Genomic DNA, 18721 nt, shown 5'->3' with positions numbered 1-18721 from the left:
CGTCTGCAGATGCCGATGTACTGACAAACCCCTACCTACCAGGCCAGCAGTAACCCATGTCTTTGCCCACTAATTTCCTCACCCGCAGTATTGCAATGCGCTTGATGCTGGGAACGGCATTGGTCGCGACTTTCGCATTCGGCCTCACCGCGCTGTTCATCTATCTGCGCAGCAGCGAAGCACTGCTGTCGGCCTCGCGGGTGAGCCTTGAGAACATCGCCCAGCTCGAAGCCCAACGCATCTCCACCGAACTGGGCCGCGGCTTCGAAGCCAACGACACCTTGTCGCGCAGCTTTCTGGCACTGCGCCAACAGGGCGGCTTCAGCCGCTTGAGTGCCGCGCAGGTGCTGCACTCCCAGGCACTGAACAATCCGCAGTGGGTGGGCGTGGGTACCTTGTGGGAGCCGCAGGCTTTCGATGGCGAAGATGCCAGCCATATCGATACCGAGGGGCACGACGCCAGCGGCCGCTTCATGAGCTACTGGGCCTGGCAGGACGGCGCACCAGTGCAGGAACCGTTGCGCGGCTATGACGTGCCTGGTGACGGCGATTGGTACCTGCAGCCGGCCGCCAACAAAAAGCCCTCCGTGCTGGAACCCTATAGTTACGAGATCGGCGGCAAGAAGATCCTGATGACCACGTTGGCGACCCCGATCGTGCAGGATGGTCAGTTCCTGGGTGTGGTCACCGTGGATTTCGCCCTGCAGTCGCTGCAGGACCGTCTGTCCAAAATGCGCCCGATGCAGGAAGGCTATGTCCGCTTGCTGTCGCCGGCAGCCACCATCATCGCCGACCGCGACCCGGCCAAGGTGGGCAGCAAGGCCGACGACGCGGACACCCGCGCGATGCTGGCCAACACCGCCAGCGGCAAGATCAGCTTCGAGCAGCACCACGATGCAGCCCTTGATCAGGACATGGTGGAAACCTATGTTCCGCTGAAGATAGGCAACGCCGAGCAGACCTTTGCCTTTGGCGTGGTGGTTCCACGTGCCCTGCTGATGCAGCAGGCACGTGCCCTGCTGTGGACGATCATCGTGGTCGGTATCGTTGCCGCCCTTTTGCTGTGCGGCGCACTGTTCCTGCTGCTGCGCAGGTTTGTTTTCAAACCGCTGAACGAGGCAGTCAAACTGTCCGACAACATCGCCGCCGGCAAGCTCGACAACGCAGTCAGCGTGCAACGCGATGATGAGCTCGGCGCCCTGCTCAGCTCCATGCAGCGCATGCAGTCGCAGCTGCAATCGGTGATCGGCGCCCAGCGCCAGATGGCCAAGCAACACGATACCGGCACCATCAGCTATCGCATGGAGGAGACCGCATTCCCAGGCGACTACGGCGTGATGGTCAAGGAAAGCAATGCGTTGGTTGACTCCCACATCCAGACGCTGCTGTCGGCACTGGATGTCATCAAGCGCTATTCCAACGGCGATCTGTCCCTCGACATCGAACGCCTGCCGGGCGAGAAGGCCGTCATCACCGAGACAGTTGATGCAGTCAAGGCCAGCCTGTCGGGTATCAACAGCGAGATCAAACGTCTGGCCGGTGCTGCTGCCCAAGGCGACTTCTCGGTGCGCGGTGATGCCAATGCCTACCAGCACGATTTCCGCGACATGGTCAGCAGCCTCAACCAGCTGATGGAAACTACCGACGGTAACCTATCCGAACTGTCGCAGCTGCTACAGGCCATTGCCCGCGGCGATCTGACTGCGAAGATGCAGGGCGATTTCCACGGTGTATTCGCCAACATGCGCGACGACGCCAACGCCACCGTCAGCCAGCTGACCAACATCATCAGCCGCATCCAACACGCTGCCTCCAGCATCAACCTGGCCGCGACCGAAATCGCCACCGGTAACAGCGATCTGTCGCGCCGTACCGAACAACAAGCCGCCAATCTGGAAGAAACCGCTGCCTCGATGGAGGAACTGACCTCTACCGTGCGCCAGAACGCCGAGCACGCCCGTCAGGCCAACCAGCTCGCCATCGGCGCGCATGGCGTCGCCAGCCTGGGCGGCAATGTGGTCGGTCAGGTGGTCACCACCATGAGCGCGATTGAAGCCTCGTCGAAAAAGATCGGCGACATCATCAGCGTCATCGACGGCATCGCCTTCCAAACCAATATCCTTGCACTGAACGCTGCAGTGGAAGCTGCGCGTGCCGGTGAGCAGGGCCGAGGCTTCGCCGTGGTCGCCTCGGAAGTCCGCACCCTCGCCCAACGCTCCGCGGCTGCCGCCAAGGAGATCAAAGGCCTGATCGACGACTCGGTCGGCAAGGTCGGTGAAGGCTCGGCGCTGGTGCAGCAGGCTGGCGCCACGATGGACGAAATCGTCACTTCGGTACAGCGCGTGACCGACATCATGGCCGAGATCTCGGCGGCCTCGCAGGAACAGAGTGCCGGCATCGACCAGGTCAACCAGACCGTGATGCAGATGGACGAAACCACCCAGCAGAACGCCGCACTGGTGGAAGAAGCCACCGCTGCCGCACGTTCGATGGAAGACCAGGCCAACCAGCTGACCGAGGCCGTGGCGGTGTTCCGCATCGCCGTTGACAACACCAGCAAGCCTGCGGCCAAGGCGCCGGCTGTTGCCGTTGCGCAGCACCCGCAACAGCGTCTGCGCCCGGTCGCCAGCAGCGCACGTAGTGGCCAGGCAGTGCGGAAGATGGACGACGGAGACTGGCAGGAGTTCTGATCCAACCAGGCCCCTTGAAAGCCCCCGGCAACCAGTGCCGGGGGCTTTTTATTTGCTGTCATGCCGCCGGATGAGGTTCTGGATTCAAATCAGGCGCCATGACTGATCGTAAGAGAGCTACCGAAATTTTGTGAAATAGTGAGTAGGGACACATTCCCTACTTCGGCGCCGTCACCGAATTCTAATGATGTCTTTGAACGGCTAAGTGATGTGATGTTTACGTTAAACACCGTGCTGAATTCTTCAGAATTCCAGACAGATAGAACCCTACAGCACAGTCAGAAAACGCCGTTATCGGCTATGACAACGCCCGCATAGGCTTGCGGCGTAGACACTACGCTGTGCGAATGACGGTTGGAGAACGACCTGCGCAGCGCCCAAATCTGCAGTCGATCCGGAGAGTCAGAGATGGAGTTCTTTCGCAACCTCAGCATCGCCAGAAAACTCGCAGTTGCTTTCACCCTGACCACGCTGACCACCCTCGCCATGGGCGGCTTTGCCGTACAGCGTCTGCATCAAGCCACAGCCCAGCTCGACCAGGTAAGCGCCCGCTACATGCCGGCCGTGCAGTATCTGGAGCGGATGCGAGCGGACCTGGCCGAGATCCGCATCGCCGAGCTGTCCCAGCTCTCGCATCTGAACGAGCCCGCTTTTGTGGCTGAATACAATCAGCGCATCATCGAGCAGCGGCAGAAGTTGACCGAGCACCGCAAGCAATACGAAGCGTTGCCTGCCGACAGCACCCAGCAGGGCCTGTACGCCGAGTTGATCAAGAACCTTGATGCCTACTTCAGCGCGCACGCGTTGATGGAAAAGGCCATCAACGAAGCTCAGTTCGACCTGGCCCAGAACATCTCCAACGATCAATCACGCATCAGCCGTCGCGACCTGTTTGACGCCGTCGAGAAACTCAGCGCTCACGTTGCCAGCGTCCTGGACAAGGAAGTGGCCGAAGCCAACGCCGCGCAGACACGCAGCACGACAGCCATCATCATCTGCATGCTGCTGCTTGGCCTGTTGTCCGTCGCCTTGGGCGTGGTGATCGTGCGCGCCATCGTGCGTCCGGTGAACGATGCACTGCGCGCTGCTGACGATGTTGCCAATGGTCGCCTGGACAGCAACATCGACAGCAGCCGCAAGGATGAGGTTGGTGTACTGCTTGCCTCGATGCAGCGCGTGCAGAACCAGCTGAAAGCCGTTATCGGTGCGCAGATCGAGATGGCCCGCGAACACGACCAGGGCGCGATCAGCTTCCGTATCGACGAAGCCCGCTTCCCCGGCGAATACGGGCGCATGGTGCGCGAAGTCAACACATTGGTTGCCCAGCACATCGGCGTCAAGATGCGGGTAGTTGAAGTGATGCGCCATTACGCCCGTGGCGACCTGTCGGTGGATATGGACCGTCTGCCCGGCGAGAAAGCCGCCATCACCCAGGCCATGGACAACACAAAAACCAGCCTTTCGGCGATCAACAACGAGATCAAGCGGCTGGCCCATGCTGCTGCTGCCGGTGACTTCAGCCAACGCGGCAATGCCGACCAGTTCGAACACGATTTCCGCGACATGGTCGGTGGCGTCAATTCCTTGATGGAAACCACCGAGGACAATCTTGGGCACCTGTCGCGGCTACTACAGGCGGTCGCCCAGGGCGACCTGACCCAGCGCATGGAAGGCGATTTCCATGGGGTTTTCGCCCGCATGCGTGACGATGGCAATGCCACCATGGACCAGCTGACCAGCATCGTCTCGCGCATCCAATCAGCCAGCGGCAGTATCAGCCTGTCGGCCAGCGAAATCGCCACCGGCAACGATGATCTGTCACGCCGCACCGAGCAGCAGGCAGCCAATCTGGAAGAAACCGCTGCGTCGATGGAGGAACTAACCTCCACCGTCCGCCAGAACGCCGAGCATGCACGTCAGGCTGATCAACTGGCGCGCGGTGCCGCCGAGGTCGCCGCACAGGGCGGCAACGTGGTCGGTCAGGTAGTCACCACCATGAGCGCGATCGAGGCCTCGTCGAAGAAGATCGCCGACATCATCAGCGTCATCGATGGCATCGCCTTCCAGACCAATATCCTTGCGCTGAACGCTGCAGTGGAAGCGGCACGTGCTGGCGACCAAGGCCGGGGTTTTGCGGTGGTTGCCTCGGAAGTACGCACGCTGGCGCAGCGTTCGGCGGCAGCGGCCAAGGAAATCAAGGGCTTGATCGACAGCTCGGTGGACAAGGTCGCCGAGGGCTCGCAATTGGTACGCAACGCAGGCAATACCATGGACGAGATCGTTGCCTCGGTGCAGCGTGTCACCACCATCATGGCCGACATCTCCTCCGCCTCGCAGGAGCAATCCACCGGCATCGACCAGGTCAACCAGACCGTCATGCAGATGGATGAGACCACCCAGCAGAATGCGGCGCTGGTGGAAGAAGCCACCGCCGCCGCACGCTCGATGGAGGATCAGGCCCATCAGCTCACCGATGCGGTGGCACAGTTCCGTCTGGCTGGCTCGGTAAGTGCTTCGTTGGCCAAGGTCGCGGCCAGCCCAAGCGCAGCGCCGCCGCGTGGTCGTCCGGCATTGCGGGCCATCCCGAAGCCGGCCAGTCGCGCACCGGTTGCCAGCACGGATGACTGGCAGGAGTTCTAACCGCCCGTTGGCGGCGAGCGGGAACTCTCCTTCCTGCACGTCGCCTTTGGCTGCAGCCTGCCCTCTTTCCGGCCGCTGTTCCGCTAGCGCGGACAGGGATCGGATTGAGGGCAGGCTTCAACTGCCGATGTACCCGCGCTCGGCGACATCCGCGCCCAACACCGACACGCCCGGAAAGACGCCTTTGGCGTCGTAGCGCAGGCGCAATTGCTGCAGTCTGCGCCAGCCGTCCGCGGAGAAGCAGTTCGCTACATCTTCCGAGCGGGACTCCAGATCGAACTCATTGATGTAGCTGCCAGTTGCCACCTTCGCCAACTGGTCATAGGTGCCGCGCAACCAATCCCGGTTGAGCTCATCCTCATGCTCATCATTCCATTGCGCATAGGTAGAAATCGATAGCCGCCCGCGCAGCGAATACGCCGCGTCGCAGAGTTCATGCGCTGGCCGCAGAATCACCAGGCAAAACGTAGCTGGAGACGGACGCGCCTGCATTCCTGAAAGCAGCATATCTGCAGCCTCAGCTATCGCATCAGTCATGATGTTGTCGGCGCGGTAACGCTTGCTGACCATGGCCTGTTCGGTTTGTCGATAGATCGGTTCGAAGCTGTCCAGCACCTGCTCGACGAACTCGCCCACCCAGGGATCTATGTCCGCGTATAGCGCTTCATGCAGCGCTACAGCCTGGCGACTGTCATCACAGAAAGCACTCACGCTCAAACCCACGGGCACGCCTTCGGCCCCGCCAAGCGCCAGCATGATCTGCACCCGCGAGTCATCGCTACGCTCGCCCAGCGCCATCAACAGATGCTTGATGTTTTCCGCATCCACCGGATAGCTGCGTGACAGCACTGCCTTCGGGCCCGGCCAGACCTGCAGGTGGAACCGCACCACCGAAAAGAAAAGGCAGGGGCCACCACCACGTGCGGCCCATAGCAACTCAGGATTCTCGGTTTCGCTGACATGGAGCAGCTGCCCATCGGCAGTGACCACATCCAAAGCAAGGATATTGAACGCACTCATCCCACCCCATGCGTCGCAGTTGATGCCCAATCCGCCACCGAGCAGGAAACCGGCCAGGCCCACCTTCCCGCCATGGCCAGTAGGAAATGCCAGCCCGTGCGGTGCCAAAGCAGCTGATAGCTGGCCACTGGTAACGCCTGGCCCAACCGTCACCGTTCTCTGCTGCGCATGAACATCGATCGCGTTGAGCAACGACATATCCAGCAACAGGCCACCACGATGAAAGAAGCTGCCGGCATAGCTGTGCCCTGAGCCCTTCACTGCCACACGCAACCGGTGCAGGCGGGCGAAGTTGACGCTCTTGAGCACATCGTCGATGGACGCAGCGCGGACGATGTACTCCGGGTAGCGCTCAAAATCGCGCTTGTTCCACGCGGTGCTGTAATACCAACTGGCGTACTCGGCGTGATGGCGGGACCTGACCTTGCCTTCCAGCGTCTGCGAGAAGGCACGGAAGTCATCGGGAAGAATCTTCGGATGCAGCGGGTCCATGTCAATTCCCTTGAAGTGGCAAAACGGCTGAAGCTCAGGCGGCCACCATGCTGGTTGCCGAGTACAGCGGCAGGGGCTGCAGCCCCAGGCGGGTTTTGATTCGGGCATTCAGGCGCCCGGCTTCGATGGTGCGTATACCGGCGCCCAGCGCCCACTCGTAGGCAAACGCGAAACTGACGGTGTAAGGGCTGTAGTCGGTCAGGTCGTAGCGCATGCCGGCTGACCAGATGCACATCAGCGACCCGTCGACGAAGCAGATCAGCCCACCTACCACGACGCCCTTGTCTTCAATCAGCAGCAACCGCACCAGCCCATCGCAGGTCCGCACGAAGCGAGCCAGCGCCTGCGCAGGAAAGTACTGTGGGGTGCCGTTGCGCGCTGTAGTCTGCTGACACAGTTCGGTCAGCTGCTCCAGGCGCTGATCGAAGGGCGGAGCGTGCAGCCCGATTTCTGCCTTGGCGGCAGCAAACTTGCGTAGCTGCCGGGTCATCTCATAGCGCCCGTCCTTGGGCAGCGCCTTCAGCACCGCGTCGAATCCATCGAAGCCGGTCATGTCCATGAAATACCTGTCGACCAGATAGCGTACGTGCAGACCCAGCTCTGCCAGCTGTTGGCGGGCTGGCTCGTGCGCAACGTTCAGAACCCCGACATAGTGCGCGTCCAGAGAAACTGCCAAGGCTTTCAAGGCGCGTACCAGTGCTTCCTCGACTGCGGCACCTGGAAGCGCTATCACCTCGCTATCGAAGCAATGCATGACATGACTGAACAACGCGTTCTGGCCGCGATCACTTTCGATTCCGGCTGTCCGCGCCAGCAGCCCGAACGGATCGACCGTCTGCACCGATTGCAGGTAGGCCGGCAAAAAGCCTACCAAGCGACCTTCAGCGCGTGCCAGCAGATAGAACGCGCCCTTGATCGCGAGCAACGGTGAGTGCTCCGCTGCGCATAGGAAGCGCCAATCGTAGAAAAAAGAAGCATGACTTGCCTGATGGAACGCACGGTACTCGGTCTCATCCATCGCATCGATGGAAAGTCGCACTTCCACTTCAATGGACATTGCCTGATCCTCAGGATCGCTCAGCACCCCGGATGTTCAGCCGGAGCAGGAGCGAAGAGATGATTCATTGGCGGCGACTCCGCCGTCGCCGGAAAACACTATCTATCGGCAATCGCAGCTAGCGCTTACGACACTCGATGATGGCTGCATGTGGCTCATCCACATATGCCTGCAGTTCCGGCGGCACCTCGGGCAAGTCATGGCTGGCGGCGAGCGTTGGATTGGACCATTGGATCGCGTCCGCGCCGGCCTTGCGCAATGCCGCCTCAATTGCCTGTTGCGACCAGTACCAGGCATGCACGCTGGCGTCGTACTGGCGGTACCGCAGGTCCAGGCGCAGGCGTCCACCTTCGTGATATGGCTGCGCGCTGTCATCAGGCGTGAGCATGAAACCACAGCCTTGGTAATAGCTGGGCGCAGGTGCGTACTGCGGATGGATGGGCAGCGCAATCAACCGCCCTCCCGCACGCAGCGGCGCCATCATCTGCGCCGCCATCTGGTCGAGCTCGGCCAGCGTTGTTGCATAGGGCAGAACGTACACAGCCAGCACCACGTCGAATGCGGCCTTGCTGGAATCATCCAAGTTGGAGCGGAAGCTGATATCCAGACCATCGCGCTGCGCGCAACGGCGCGCATAGTCCAGCATTCCTTCCGCAAGATCGTAACCGACCACCGTGCGTGCACCGGCACGCTTCAACAGCCGTGAGTAGTAGCCGCTACCGCAGCCAAACTCGAGGACATCCAGGCCTTCCAACGGCCCCAGCGCAGCAAACACGCTTGGCGTCTCGATGTACTTGCGGAACGGCCATGTCGCCATGTCCTCGTAGAGCGCGCCCAACTGATCGAACTGATCTGCCGCTTCCCTGCTCATTTGCTGTTCCCTTGTTTTTAGGGTACTGCGGTGGAAGAAGTCGCAGATGCTCACGGAACGTGATGGCCAAAACCGTGATGAAAATCACATATCTATTACATTTCACCGGATTCTCTCAAAGATGAAGCCTGTGTTCAGCTGCCATCAAGCCGCCAAAAACGCCATCCAGCCCGCCCACCCGTACCCCTCAACCATCGAAGGAGTTGCTGCAATGGCATGTAAGCAAATCTCGCACTCGACGCGAACCCTCGTAACAGTCCAATTAAAGATGTTAAAAAGGCGGCCGTTATCACAGTTTGTAGCACTGTCCTCAGCGCCACACCGATCATCGACCCAACCGTAACCGTGTCCATGCCCGACCAAGAATCGCCCGCACCGACGCCTTCCCCGCACGCCGGCAACCTGTATGCCGACGACCGCTACATGGTGCGCAACCCGCATCAGGTGCGGCACCTGTTGCAGGCCATGATCGATCAACGCTCGATGATCAATGTGCACCCGGACGGGCGTGACCAAGCCTTCCCGTCTGCCGTGCTGGACGTGGACATGCATGGCCTGGTGCTCGATGCCAGCCCGGTACCGTCGATAAACCGTACGGTCGAAACTGCCGGCAGCCTGCTGTGCTTTGGGCAGGTCGACAAGGTCACGGTGCGCTTCCAGCTGGAAGGCCAGCGCCGAATCGACCGCGACGGCCATGTTGCTTTTGAAGTACCGCTGCCGGAGGAGGTCTATCATCTGCAGCGGCGCGAGTTCTACCGCCTGGAGACTCCGGTCGGCGACTCGCCTTATTGCTTGCTGCCTGACCCGGACGGCGGTGAAGCCACTCGCTGGCGGGTACTGGACATCAGCGCCGGCGGCATCGCACTGCTGCTGCCGCCCGATCAGAACCTGCTCAAGCTACAGAGCCGCTACAGCTGTGTGCTGGATATCCCTGAAAGCGCCCCGATCTCAACCCCGCTGGTTGTCTGCAACCTGCGCCTGCAGAAGCAGCCAAATGGCACCGAGATGACCCGTATCGGCCTGCGTTTCGACGACCTGCCGCGCGGCGCGGACAACAGCATTCAACGCTACATCTTCCGCATTGATCGTTTGCGCAAGGCGCGTAGCAACGGCGATTGAGCTGGACACCCGGAGGTCTTTGGGTTTCCGGCATCGCGCTCAAGCCGTCATTCCCGCCCATGCGGGAATGACGGTTTAACAGCACCGGCAAGAGCCAAAGCCACCACCAAACCAAAAACCAGCCGATAGCACTACCTGCATCCCACAGGTCAGATCAACCCCGTTTTCCGCCCCGAAATGACAGAAAAATGGCACCTCCAAACATGATGGTGCGCACATTTCGTGCTCAGGACCTGTCGCTCCGGAGTTTTCCCCGGCCGGCTTCCTAAAGTCCCCCGCCGCAACGCCGATACCGGTGCATCAGCCGCACCACACCGGCAGCCCGCCAGGACCAGGATCCGCCATGAATGACTCCCGCAGCACGTCCGCCGACACCACCGGTGGCGAGTACCTCAGCTTCACCCTCGGCAATGAGCACTACGGCGTGGATATCCTCAAAGTGCAGGAAATCCGCGGCTATGACGCCGTTACCCGCGTCCCCGACGCACCGGACTACATCAAGGGTGTCATCAACCTGCGCGGCACCATCGTGCCGGTCATCGACCTGCGCCTGAAGCTGCGCCTGGACGAAGCCCGCTATGACGCCTTCACCGTGATGATCGTGCTCAACGTCGAAGACCGCGTGGTCGGCATCGTCGTGGACAGCGTCTCCGACGTGATTCCGCTCAACGCCGAGCAGATCCGCCCGACCCCGGAGTTCGGCGCTGCCGTCGATACCCGCTTCATTTCCGGCATCGGCACCCAGGACGATCGCATGCTGATCCTGCTGGACATCGAGACCCTGCTCGACACCGCCGACCTCGGCCAACCGAGCGTTGCCGAAGAAGCGGCCTGAGGGGGCATTTCGCGAAGCTGATCACAGTTTCGCGCATGCAACTCAAGGGCGGCATTTGCAGGCCGATAGCCATTGCATGTCTGTCCTCCCCGACCGGCCCTACTATCCCTTCCCGGAGTTTCCGATGTACAAGCATGTACTTCCGCTGTTCGCCGCCACCCTGCTGGCAACCGTCGCGTTCGACGCAGTTGCCGATGCCGAGATGATCCCGCCGGAGACCGCCGCGCGTTTCGCCGGCAAGGACGGCATGGTCTGCGGCAAGGTCGAGAAAGCCCGCTACGCCGAAGGCTCCGAAGGCCAGCCGACCTTCCTGCACATGGGCGGCATGTTCCCGCGCCACACCTTCTCGGCGCGTATCGCCGGCAGCAACCGCAGCAAGTTCGGTTTCCCGCTGGAAACCCTGGAAGGCAAGACCGTCTGCGTGATCGGCAAGATCCAGCGCGACGCATCGCGCGCCGAAATCGAAGTGGCATCGCCGGCCAACCTGAAGCTGGCAAACATCAAGTAATCCGCCTTTCGTCACGCCGGCCCAGCCGGCGTGCCACCCCGCGTCCATGACATGGCGGGGCCTGTTCCCGGAGATCGCGCAAGATGCAGTGGATCAACTCGCTGAAACTGAAGCCGAAGCTGATGCTGACTTTCGGCGTCGTGCTGTTCGTCATGTTGTTGCAGGGCATCGTCGCGTATCGCGGCCTGCACTCACTGAACAACGCCACCACCGACCTCGCTGAGAAACGTACCCCCAGCCTCCGTACCACCGGTGAGTTGAGCGGCATGGTCAGCGAGTACCGCAACGCGTCCTATCAGAGTTTGATCCGCGCCAGCGATGACGTAAAAGCCGACGCCAAGACCCGCGCAACCGAACTGCGCATGCAGATCGACACCACCATCGCCGCCTATCCAAAACTGATCGACAGCCCGGAACAGAAGAAACTCTTCGACACGTTTGTCGCCGACTGGAGCAAGACGGCGGCCTCGTACGACGCGGTCAGCGAGATGCTGGCGCTGGACCTGCCGGATGACGCCATCGATACCTTCGTCGGCGAAACCCGCAACCTGCACCGCAACGCCTATGCGGCCCTGCAGGCGCTTGCTGCAAACGACAATACCCGTGCCCAGGCGGCCGCCAAACAGGCTGCGGAAACCTATCGCGCGTCTGCCCTGCTTATCATCATCGCGGTACTGGTCGGCGGCGCTGCCGGCCTGGCACTGATCTGGTTGTTCGCCCGCTCACTGGTCAACGCAATGCGTGGCGCCGTGGATGTGGCCAATGAAGTTGCAAGCGGCAAGTTGGACGGCACCATCGACCTGTCCCGCGCCGACGAGGTAGGCGACCTGTTGCGTGCCATGCAGCGCATGCAGCGCGACCTGCGTGAGCGAATCGAACGCGAGCAGATCATCGCCAACGAGAACCTGCGCATCCGTACCGCGCTGGATTACTCGTCCACCGGCGTGTTCCTGACCAACAACGATCTGGAGATCGTTTACGCCAACCGTGCCCTGCTCGACAAACTCACCGAGCATCACGAGCAGATCAGCGGCGCGCTCAGTCAGTTCGACGCCAGCAAGCCACTGATCGGCCAGCCGGTAACCGTGCTTGAACATCGCGGCGAAGTGGATGGCAAGGTTCTGGAAGCATTGGACAAGACCGGCGTCTTCAAGCGCGAAATGCGCTTTGGCGAAGCCGAGTTCGCGCAGACCATCTCGGTCATCCGCGACGACAACAATGTGCGGGTCGGCCACGTTGTCGAGTGGCGCGATCGCAGCACCGAAGCCCAGGTCGAGAAGGAAGTGGCCCGCATCATCGAGGCCGCCGCAGCTGGCGACCTCAGCGGCCGCATCGGCACCGCAGACAAGGACGGCTTCTTCCTGCAGCTGGCCAGCCAGATCAACGGCCTGCTCGACGCCAATGCCAGCAGCCTGGAGCAGATCTCTGCCCTGCTGTCGGGCCTGTCCCGCGGCGACCTGACCGTGCGCATGCACGGCGAGTACCAAGGCGTGTTCGCCACCATGCGTGACGACGCCAATGCCACCGCCGAGCAGCTGACCGGCATTGTCGGCCGCATCAAGCAATCGTCGGTGTCGATCAACTCGGCCGCCACTGAAATTGCCGCAGGCAACAACGATCTGTCGCGTCGCACCGAACAGCAGGCTGCCAATCTGGAAGAAACGGCCGCCTCGATGGAGGAACTAACCTCCACCGTTCGCCAGAACGCAGAATCGGCGCGCCAGGCCAACCAGCTCGCCATCGGCGCCGCCTCGGTGGCCTCGCAGGGCGGTGACGTGGTCAGCCAGGTGGTGACCACCATGACCCAGATCGAGCAGTCCTCGCGCAAGATCGCCGAGATCATCTCGGTCATCGACGGCATCGCCTTCCAGACCAATATCCTGGCCCTGAATGCTGCGGTGGAAGCCGCACGTGCCGGCGAACAGGGCCGCGGCTTTGCGGTGGTTGCATCGGAAGTTCGTACGCTGGCACAGCGTTCGGCTGGCGCGGCCAAGGAGATCAAGGGGCTGATCGACGACTCGGTCGGCAAGGTCGCCGATGGTTCGGCACTGGTCCGCAAGGCCGGTACCACCATGGGCGAGATCGTCGCCTCGGTGCAGCGCGTGACCGACATCATGGCCGAGATCTCCGCCGCTTCGCAGGAGCAGTCCGCCGGCATCGAGCAGGTCAACCAGACCATCGTGCAGATGGACGAAACCACCCAGCAAAATGCCGCGCTGGTGGAAGAAGCCACCGCCTCCGCCCGCTCGATGGAAGAGCAGGCAGCGCAGCTTGCCAACGTGGTTTCGGTATTCCAGCTGGAAGAAGGCGCCGCCGAGACCAGCAGCCCCAAGGCCCAGCGGGAACCAGCGCCCCGCCCTGCCAGCCAGGTTCCGGCACCGGCACCGCGTCGTCGTACCGCCGCCCGCACCGCAGTTGCCGAGCTGGCTGATTCGGACTGGCAGGAGTTCTAAGCGATAGCGTCAACCGCCTCGGCGGCAACGCTGCCCACCCAAGCCATTGAGCAACCCGAATCCGATGCCAGACGCCTGGCATCGGATTTTTTTTGCCCTTGTGGGAGCGGCGTAAGCCGCGAAGCTCAGACACCAACAGATGACACAGGTAGCGACTATTCCAGCATTGCCAGCTTCGCGGCTAACGCCGCTCCCACAACGCCGAAACGCAGCAATCCTCATCACCGCCACACGCATCTGAACGACTCCATGTCACGCATCATGCCTGCCCCTTCAAACCACTCAACTCATGCGCCCTGCGGCCGATAACCCGGTAACCCCTCACGCAGCGCCGATACCGCAAGGTTGGCGGCAGATTCGATGAATATCGCTTCGCTCTGGAACAACTACATTTCCAACATTTCAGTCAGGCGCAAGCTGAACCTGCTGACTGCTCTGATCGTCATCGGCGTCATCGCCCTGTCAGTCATAGCGGCACGCATGCAGTACCTGGACCTGTACGAAACCCGCAAGGATGCGCTGCGTGCCCAGGTGGAAATGAGCTACGGCGTTCTGGATCATTACGCCAAGGAAGCGGAATCCGGCGCTATGCCGCTGGAAGATGCTCAGAAGTACGCAATGGCCGCGCTGCAGAAGATGCGCTCCGACGGCGACGTCAACTATTTCAACATCTACAGCAACAAGTACGTGCTGTTGATGCATCCGTTCCGCGCCGACCTGGTCGGCAAGGACATGAAGGACTTCCGTGACCAGGACGGCGTGCGCCTGTACTACGACCAGGTTGAAGCTGCACGCAAGGGCGGCGGCTATGTCGCCTACGTCTGGGCCAAGCCCGGCAAGGAAGGTATGGTCGGCAAACTCACCTATGCGGGCATGTACACACCGTGGAACTGGGTGGTTTCCAGCGGCATGTACATGGATGACCTGCAGGCCCAGGCCCTGAAGTTCACAGCGGTGATGACGGCGGCCGGCGGCGTGCTGGTACTGCTGGTGCTGGCGCTGAGCTGGATCATCGGCAACCGCATCGTGCTGCCGCTGCGTAACGCAACCGCCGTGGCTACCGCCATTGCCAATGGCCGCATGGACAACCGTATCGCTGCGCCCAGCAAGGATGAAACCGGGCAGCTGCTGAGCAGCATGGCAAACATGCAGGATCAGCTGCGCGCCGTGATCGGCGCACAGGCGGAAATGGCGCGTCAGCACGACGCCGGCATGATCCGCTATCGCATCGACGCCAGCGCCTTCCCCGGCGACTACGGGGTGATGGTGGAAGAAACCAACGTATTGGTCAGCAACCACATCGACGTCAAGATGCAAGTGATCGCGCTGGCGCAGCGCTATGCGGTTGGTGACCTCAGCCAGGACATGCCGCTGCTGCCGGGCGACAAGCGTGTCATCACCGAAACCATGGCCGCAATCAAGACCAACCTCGCCGCCATCAACAGCGAAATCAAACGTCTGGGCAGCGCGGCAGCTGCCGGCGATTTCAGTCAGCGCGGCGATGAAGACCGCTTCGAGCACGACTTCCATGCGATGGTGCGCTCGCTGAACAACATGATGCAGGTCAGCGACTACAACCTCGGCGAGGTATCGCGTCTATTGCAAGCGCTTGCAGAAGGCGATCTCACCGTCAAACTGAGCGGCGACGCCCAGGGTGTGTTTGCCAGCATGCGCGAGGACGCCAACAGCACCGTCAGCCAGCTGGCCGGCATCGTCTCCGGCATCCAGCAGTCGGCGGACAGTATCAATCTCGCCGCTGGCGAAATCGCTACCGGCAATTCGGATCTGTCGCGTCGTACAGAAATGCAGGCCGCCAACCTTGAAGAAACCGCCGCGTCGATGGAGGAACTGACCTCCACCGTCCGCCAGAACGCGGAGTCCGCCCGCCAGGCCAACCAGCTCGCCATCGGTGCTGCCGGAGTAGCCTCGCGCGGCGGCCTCGTGGTCGAAGAAGTTGTCACCACCATGGGCCAGATCCAGCAGTCCTCGCGACGCATCGCCGACATCATCAGCGTGATTGATGGCATCGCCTTCCAGACCAATATCCTGGCGCTGAACGCCGCAGTTGAAGCTGCGCGAGCAGGTGAACAGGGCCGCGGTTTTGCGGTGGTTGCCGCCGAAGTCCGCACCCTCGCGCAACGCTCGGCTGGCGCAGCCAAGGAGATCAAATCGCTGATCGAGGACTCGGTCGAGCGTGTGGACGAAGGTTCGCAGCTGGTACAGCAAGCCGGCAGCACGATGGGTGAAATCGTTACCGCAGTACAACGCGTCACCGACATCATGGCCGAAATTTCTGCAGCTTCGCAGGAGCAGTCGGCCGGCATCGAACAGGTCAATCAGACCGTCATGCAGATGGACGAGACGACCCAACAGAATGCCGCCCTGGTCGAAGAGGCAACCGCAGCCGCACGCTCGATGGAAGAACAGGCCTCCTTGCTGGACCAGGCGGTTGCGGTATTCCAACTGAGCGCGCAGCCAGCAGCGGCAACGCGCCCACAAGCACTTGCCCTGGCCAGCTGAGCGGACTGCCACCATGATCGACCTGGACAGCAACCAGCGTGACTTCGAGTTCAACGACCGCGACTTCCGTCGCGTCTGTGAACTCATCCATGCCCGTGCCGGCATCGCGTTGGCGCCGGCCAAGCGCGACATGGTCTATGGCCGTCTGTCGCGGCGGCTGCGCAACCTAGGCCTGCATTCGTTCAAGGACTACCTGGACCAGCTGGAACAGCATGGCGGCGACGAGTGGCAGGCCTTCACCAATGCCCTGACCACCAACCTCACTTCGTTCTTCCGCGAGCCGCACCATTTCGACAAACTGCGCGAGGAGCTGCAGACACGCGCAGCGAAGGCACCGCTGAAGCTATGGTCGTGTGCAGCCTCCACCGGTGAGGAGCCCTACTCCATGGCGATCACCGCCTGCGAGGCCTTCTCGTCGATGACCCCACCGGTGCGCATCATCGCCACCGACGTCGACACCCAGGTGCTGGCCACCGCCACCCAGGGCGTCTACGCGATGGACCGTATCGCCGGTTTGGACCCGGCCATGAAGCGGCGTTATTTCCAGCGCGGCAGCGGCCCCAATGAGGGCAAGTGCCGGGTAGTCCCTGCCCTGCGCGCCCTGATCGAGTTCCGCCCGCTCAACCTGCTGTCCAGTCGCTACGACGTCGGCGGCCCGTTTGATGCGCTGTTCTGCCGCAACGTGATGATCTACTTCGACAAGCCGACCCAACGCGGCATCCTCTCGCGGCTGGTCCAGCATATGGATGAAGAAAGCCTGCTCTACACGGGTCATTCCGAGAATTACCTGCATGCTGCCGATCTGATCCAGCCGTGCGGCCGCACCTTGTACCGCCGCAGCCGCAGGAATGGCGCATGAAAAACCCACAGCACTACCCCGACGAGGTGATGCGTTACCGCGACACGCGGTTCCAGACGATTGCCGCCAAGCTACTGCCAACCCAGTACCTGGTAGTGGACGACGATACCGCGTTGACCACCATCCTCGGCTCCTGCGTGGCGGCCTGCATCCGCGACCCCATCCTCGGCATCGGCGGCATGAACCACTTTCTGTTACCAGAAGGCAATATCGGTGACGGCGCGCCCGCGCGCTACGGCAGCTACGCCATGGAACTATTGATCAACGACCTGCTCAAGCGCGGCGCTCACCGCAAACGCCTGGAAGCCAAGGTGTTCGGCGGCGCCAACGTGCTCAAAGGCTTCACCAGCAATCCGGTGGGAACCCGCAACGCTGAGTTCGTGCGTCAATACCTGCGCGCCGAGCATATTCCGATTGCCGCCGAGGACCTGTGCGGCATCCACCCACGCAAGATATGGTTCTTCCCGATCACCGGCCGTGTCGTGGTACAGCGTTTGCCGCACGCACATGATGCTGAAGTGGTCGCCACCGAAACCGCCGTCCGCGCCCGTCTGTCGCACACCCCGGTCAGCGGTGGCGTGGAGCTGTTTGAATGATGCCGCAGGCACCCTGCCGGGTTCTGATCGTTGACGACTCGGCCCTGGTACGCCAGATCTTGACCGAGATCCTGGCCGCCGATCCCGCCATCGAGGTCATCGGCACCGCCGCGGATCCTTTGCTGGCGCGCGAGAAGATCAAGCGGCTCAATCCGGACGTACTGACGCTTGACGTGGAAATGCCGCGCATGGACGGCCTGGCCTTCCTGGAGAACCTGATGCGTCTGCACCCGCTACCGGTGGTGATGGTGTCATCACTCACCGAGCGCGGTGCCGACACCACCCTGCAGGCCTTGGCCTTGGGCGCGGTGGACTTTGTCGCCAAGCCGAAGATCGACGTCGCGCGCGGATTGGACGCGTATGCCGAGGAAATCCGCAACAAAGTCAAGATGGCTGCCCGCTCGCGGGTGCGGGCAATTGCCGGTGGTCCACGTCGGCCGCTGCAGCGCCCGGCCAGCGCCAGCAGCCTCGGCTTCCGCACCACCGACCGCCTGATCGCCATCGGCGCTTCCGCCGGTGGCACCGAGGCACTGCGCGTGGTGCTGGAAGCGATGCCAGCCGATGCGCCCGCCATTGTCATGACCCAGCACCTCCCGGCAAGCTTTAGTACGGCCTTTGCCGAGCGCCTGGACCGGCACTCGGCAATGTCGGTACGCGAAGCCTGCGACGGCGAAGCCATCCTGCCTGGCCACGCCTACCTACCTGCCGGCGGCCAGCATCTGCGTGTGATACGCGACGGCGCGCGCTGGCGGTGCCGGGTGGACGACGGCGTGCCGGTCAACCTGCACAAGCCGGCAGTCGATGTATTGTTCCGCTCTGTCGCGATGAATGCTGGTGCCAATGCCATCGGGGTGATCTTGACCGGCATGGGCGAAGACGGCGCACGCGGTCTGCTGGAGATGAAACAGGCCGGTGCGACGACCCTGGCCCAGGATGAAGCAAGTTCGGTTGTGTGGGGCATGCCAGGCAGTGCAGTGCGTTTGGGTGCCGCCGATGAAGTGCTGCCATTGGATAGAATCGCCGAGCGGATTCTCGGCATCGCCCGCGGCTGATACCGCGGT

At 61.9% G+C, this 18721-nt stretch carries 13 protein-coding genes; 10 read left to right on the top strand and 3 right to left on the bottom strand.

Features of this window, described 5'->3' with window-relative positions; translation table 11 throughout:
- Positions 1 to 56 precede the first annotated feature (56 nt).
- On the top strand, positions 57 to 2690 hold the full coding sequence (locus ACVOLR_RS06595) for a methyl-accepting chemotaxis protein (protein ID WP_481535735.1): 2634 nt from the start codon (positions 57 to 59) through the stop codon (positions 2688 to 2690).
- A 408-nt stretch (positions 2691 to 3098) separates the two neighbouring features.
- The gene (locus tag ACVOLR_RS06590; RefSeq protein ID WP_481535734.1) at positions 3099 to 5330 is read left to right on the top strand and encodes a methyl-accepting chemotaxis protein; all 2232 of its coding nucleotides are present in this window, start codon (positions 3099 to 3101) and stop codon (positions 5328 to 5330) included.
- 117 nt (positions 5331 to 5447) lie between these two features.
- Here the strand turns inward: ACVOLR_RS06590 and ACVOLR_RS06585 are convergent, their stop codons facing one another.
- From ACVOLR_RS06585 to ACVOLR_RS06575, 3 genes are all read right to left on the bottom strand, one after another.
- Positions 5448 to 6842: an FAD-binding oxidoreductase gene (locus ACVOLR_RS06585; RefSeq protein WP_481535733.1), complete on the bottom strand. Its 1395-nt coding sequence runs from the start codon at positions 6840 to 6842 to the stop codon at positions 5448 to 5450.
- Positions 6843 to 6876: 34 nt separating this feature from the next.
- On the bottom strand, positions 6877 to 7899 hold the full coding sequence (locus ACVOLR_RS06580; protein WP_481535732.1) for a GNAT family N-acetyltransferase: 1023 nt from the start codon (positions 7897 to 7899) through the stop codon (positions 6877 to 6879).
- Positions 7900 to 8017: 118 nt separating this feature from the next.
- Positions 8018 to 8770, bottom strand: a complete 753-nt coding sequence (locus ACVOLR_RS06575) for a class I SAM-dependent methyltransferase (protein ID WP_481535731.1) — start codon at positions 8768 to 8770, stop codon at positions 8018 to 8020.
- A gap of 351 nt (positions 8771 to 9121) precedes the next feature.
- Here ACVOLR_RS06575 and ACVOLR_RS06570 point away from each other — a divergent pair, with 351 nt between their 5' ends.
- The 8 genes from ACVOLR_RS06570 (at position 9122) to ACVOLR_RS06535 (ending at position 18712) form a co-directional block, all read left to right on the top strand.
- On the top strand, positions 9122 to 9889 hold the full coding sequence (locus ACVOLR_RS06570) for a flagellar brake protein (RefSeq protein WP_481535730.1): 768 nt from the start codon (positions 9122 to 9124) through the stop codon (positions 9887 to 9889).
- Positions 9890 to 10232: 343 nt separating this feature from the next.
- The gene (locus ACVOLR_RS06565) at positions 10233 to 10724 is read left to right on the top strand and encodes a chemotaxis protein CheW (protein ID WP_282272732.1); all 492 of its coding nucleotides are present in this window, start codon (positions 10233 to 10235) and stop codon (positions 10722 to 10724) included.
- Between the two features lie 124 nt (positions 10725 to 10848).
- Positions 10849 to 11232 (top strand): hypothetical protein, encoded by a 384-nt coding sequence (locus ACVOLR_RS06560; RefSeq protein ID WP_481535729.1) that lies wholly within the window; start codon positions 10849 to 10851, stop codon positions 11230 to 11232.
- An 83-nt stretch (positions 11233 to 11315) separates the two neighbouring features.
- The gene (locus tag ACVOLR_RS06555; RefSeq protein ID WP_481535728.1) at positions 11316 to 13685 is read left to right on the top strand and encodes a methyl-accepting chemotaxis protein; all 2370 of its coding nucleotides are present in this window, start codon (positions 11316 to 11318) and stop codon (positions 13683 to 13685) included.
- A gap of 360 nt (positions 13686 to 14045) precedes the next feature.
- On the top strand, positions 14046 to 16205 hold the full coding sequence (locus ACVOLR_RS06550) for a methyl-accepting chemotaxis protein (RefSeq protein ID WP_481535727.1): 2160 nt from the start codon (positions 14046 to 14048) through the stop codon (positions 16203 to 16205).
- Positions 16206 to 16218: 13 nt separating this feature from the next.
- Positions 16219 to 17064 carry a CheR family methyltransferase gene (locus ACVOLR_RS06545; RefSeq protein WP_481535726.1) on the top strand — a complete coding sequence of 282 codons (846 nt, stop codon included), beginning with the start codon at positions 16219 to 16221 and terminating at the stop codon, positions 17062 to 17064.
- The gene (gene cheD / locus ACVOLR_RS06540; protein WP_481535725.1) at positions 17061 to 17660 is read left to right on the top strand and encodes a chemoreceptor glutamine deamidase CheD; all 600 of its coding nucleotides are present in this window, start codon (positions 17061 to 17063) and stop codon (positions 17658 to 17660) included. The genes ACVOLR_RS06545 and cheD overlap by 4 nt, the downstream gene beginning before the upstream one ends.
- Positions 17657 to 18712 (top strand): protein-glutamate methylesterase/protein-glutamine glutaminase, encoded by a 1056-nt coding sequence (locus ACVOLR_RS06535; protein WP_481535724.1) that lies wholly within the window; start codon positions 17657 to 17659, stop codon positions 18710 to 18712. Before cheD ends, ACVOLR_RS06535 begins: the two co-directional genes overlap by 4 nt.
- The last annotated feature ends 9 nt before the right edge of the window (positions 18713 to 18721 follow it).

It is taken from the genome of Stenotrophomonas sp. STEN030 (assembly GCF_056759995.1).
This window is presented reverse-complemented; position numbering and strand designations above follow the sequence as displayed.

What these genes read in the sequence shown, in the direction of transcription:
- ACVOLR_RS06535 (WP_481535724.1), top strand. Translation starts at nt 17,657, where the DNA reads ATGATGCCGCAGGCACCCTGCCGGGTTCTGATCGTTGACGACTCGGCC.
- ACVOLR_RS06550 (WP_481535727.1), top strand. Translation starts at nt 14,046, where the DNA reads ATGAATATCGCTTCGCTCTGGAACAACTACATTTCCAACATTTCAGTC.
- ACVOLR_RS06555 (WP_481535728.1), top strand. Translation starts at nt 11,316, where the DNA reads ATGCAGTGGATCAACTCGCTGAAACTGAAGCCGAAGCTGATGCTGACT.
- ACVOLR_RS06545 (WP_481535726.1), top strand. Translation starts at nt 16,219, where the DNA reads ATGATCGACCTGGACAGCAACCAGCGTGACTTCGAGTTCAACGACCGC.
- ACVOLR_RS06590 (WP_481535734.1), top strand. Translation starts at nt 3,099, where the DNA reads ATGGAGTTCTTTCGCAACCTCAGCATCGCCAGAAAACTCGCAGTTGCT.
- ACVOLR_RS06570 (WP_481535730.1), top strand. Translation starts at nt 9,122, where the DNA reads ATGCCCGACCAAGAATCGCCCGCACCGACGCCTTCCCCGCACGCCGGC.
- ACVOLR_RS06565 (WP_282272732.1), top strand. Translation starts at nt 10,233, where the DNA reads ATGAATGACTCCCGCAGCACGTCCGCCGACACCACCGGTGGCGAGTAC.
- ACVOLR_RS06595 (WP_481535735.1), top strand. Translation starts at nt 57, where the DNA reads ATGTCTTTGCCCACTAATTTCCTCACCCGCAGTATTGCAATGCGCTTG.
- cheD (WP_481535725.1), top strand. Translation starts at nt 17,061, where the DNA reads ATGAAAAACCCACAGCACTACCCCGACGAGGTGATGCGTTACCGCGAC.
- ACVOLR_RS06575 (WP_481535731.1), bottom strand. Translation starts at nt 8,770, where the DNA reads ATGAGCAGGGAAGCGGCAGATCAGTTCGATCAGTTGGGCGCGCTCTAC.
- ACVOLR_RS06585 (WP_481535733.1), bottom strand. Translation starts at nt 6,842, where the DNA reads ATGGACCCGCTGCATCCGAAGATTCTTCCCGATGACTTCCGTGCCTTC.
- ACVOLR_RS06560 (WP_481535729.1), top strand. Translation starts at nt 10,849, where the DNA reads ATGTACAAGCATGTACTTCCGCTGTTCGCCGCCACCCTGCTGGCAACC.
- ACVOLR_RS06580 (WP_481535732.1), bottom strand. Translation starts at nt 7,899, where the DNA reads ATGTCCATTGAAGTGGAAGTGCGACTTTCCATCGATGCGATGGATGAG.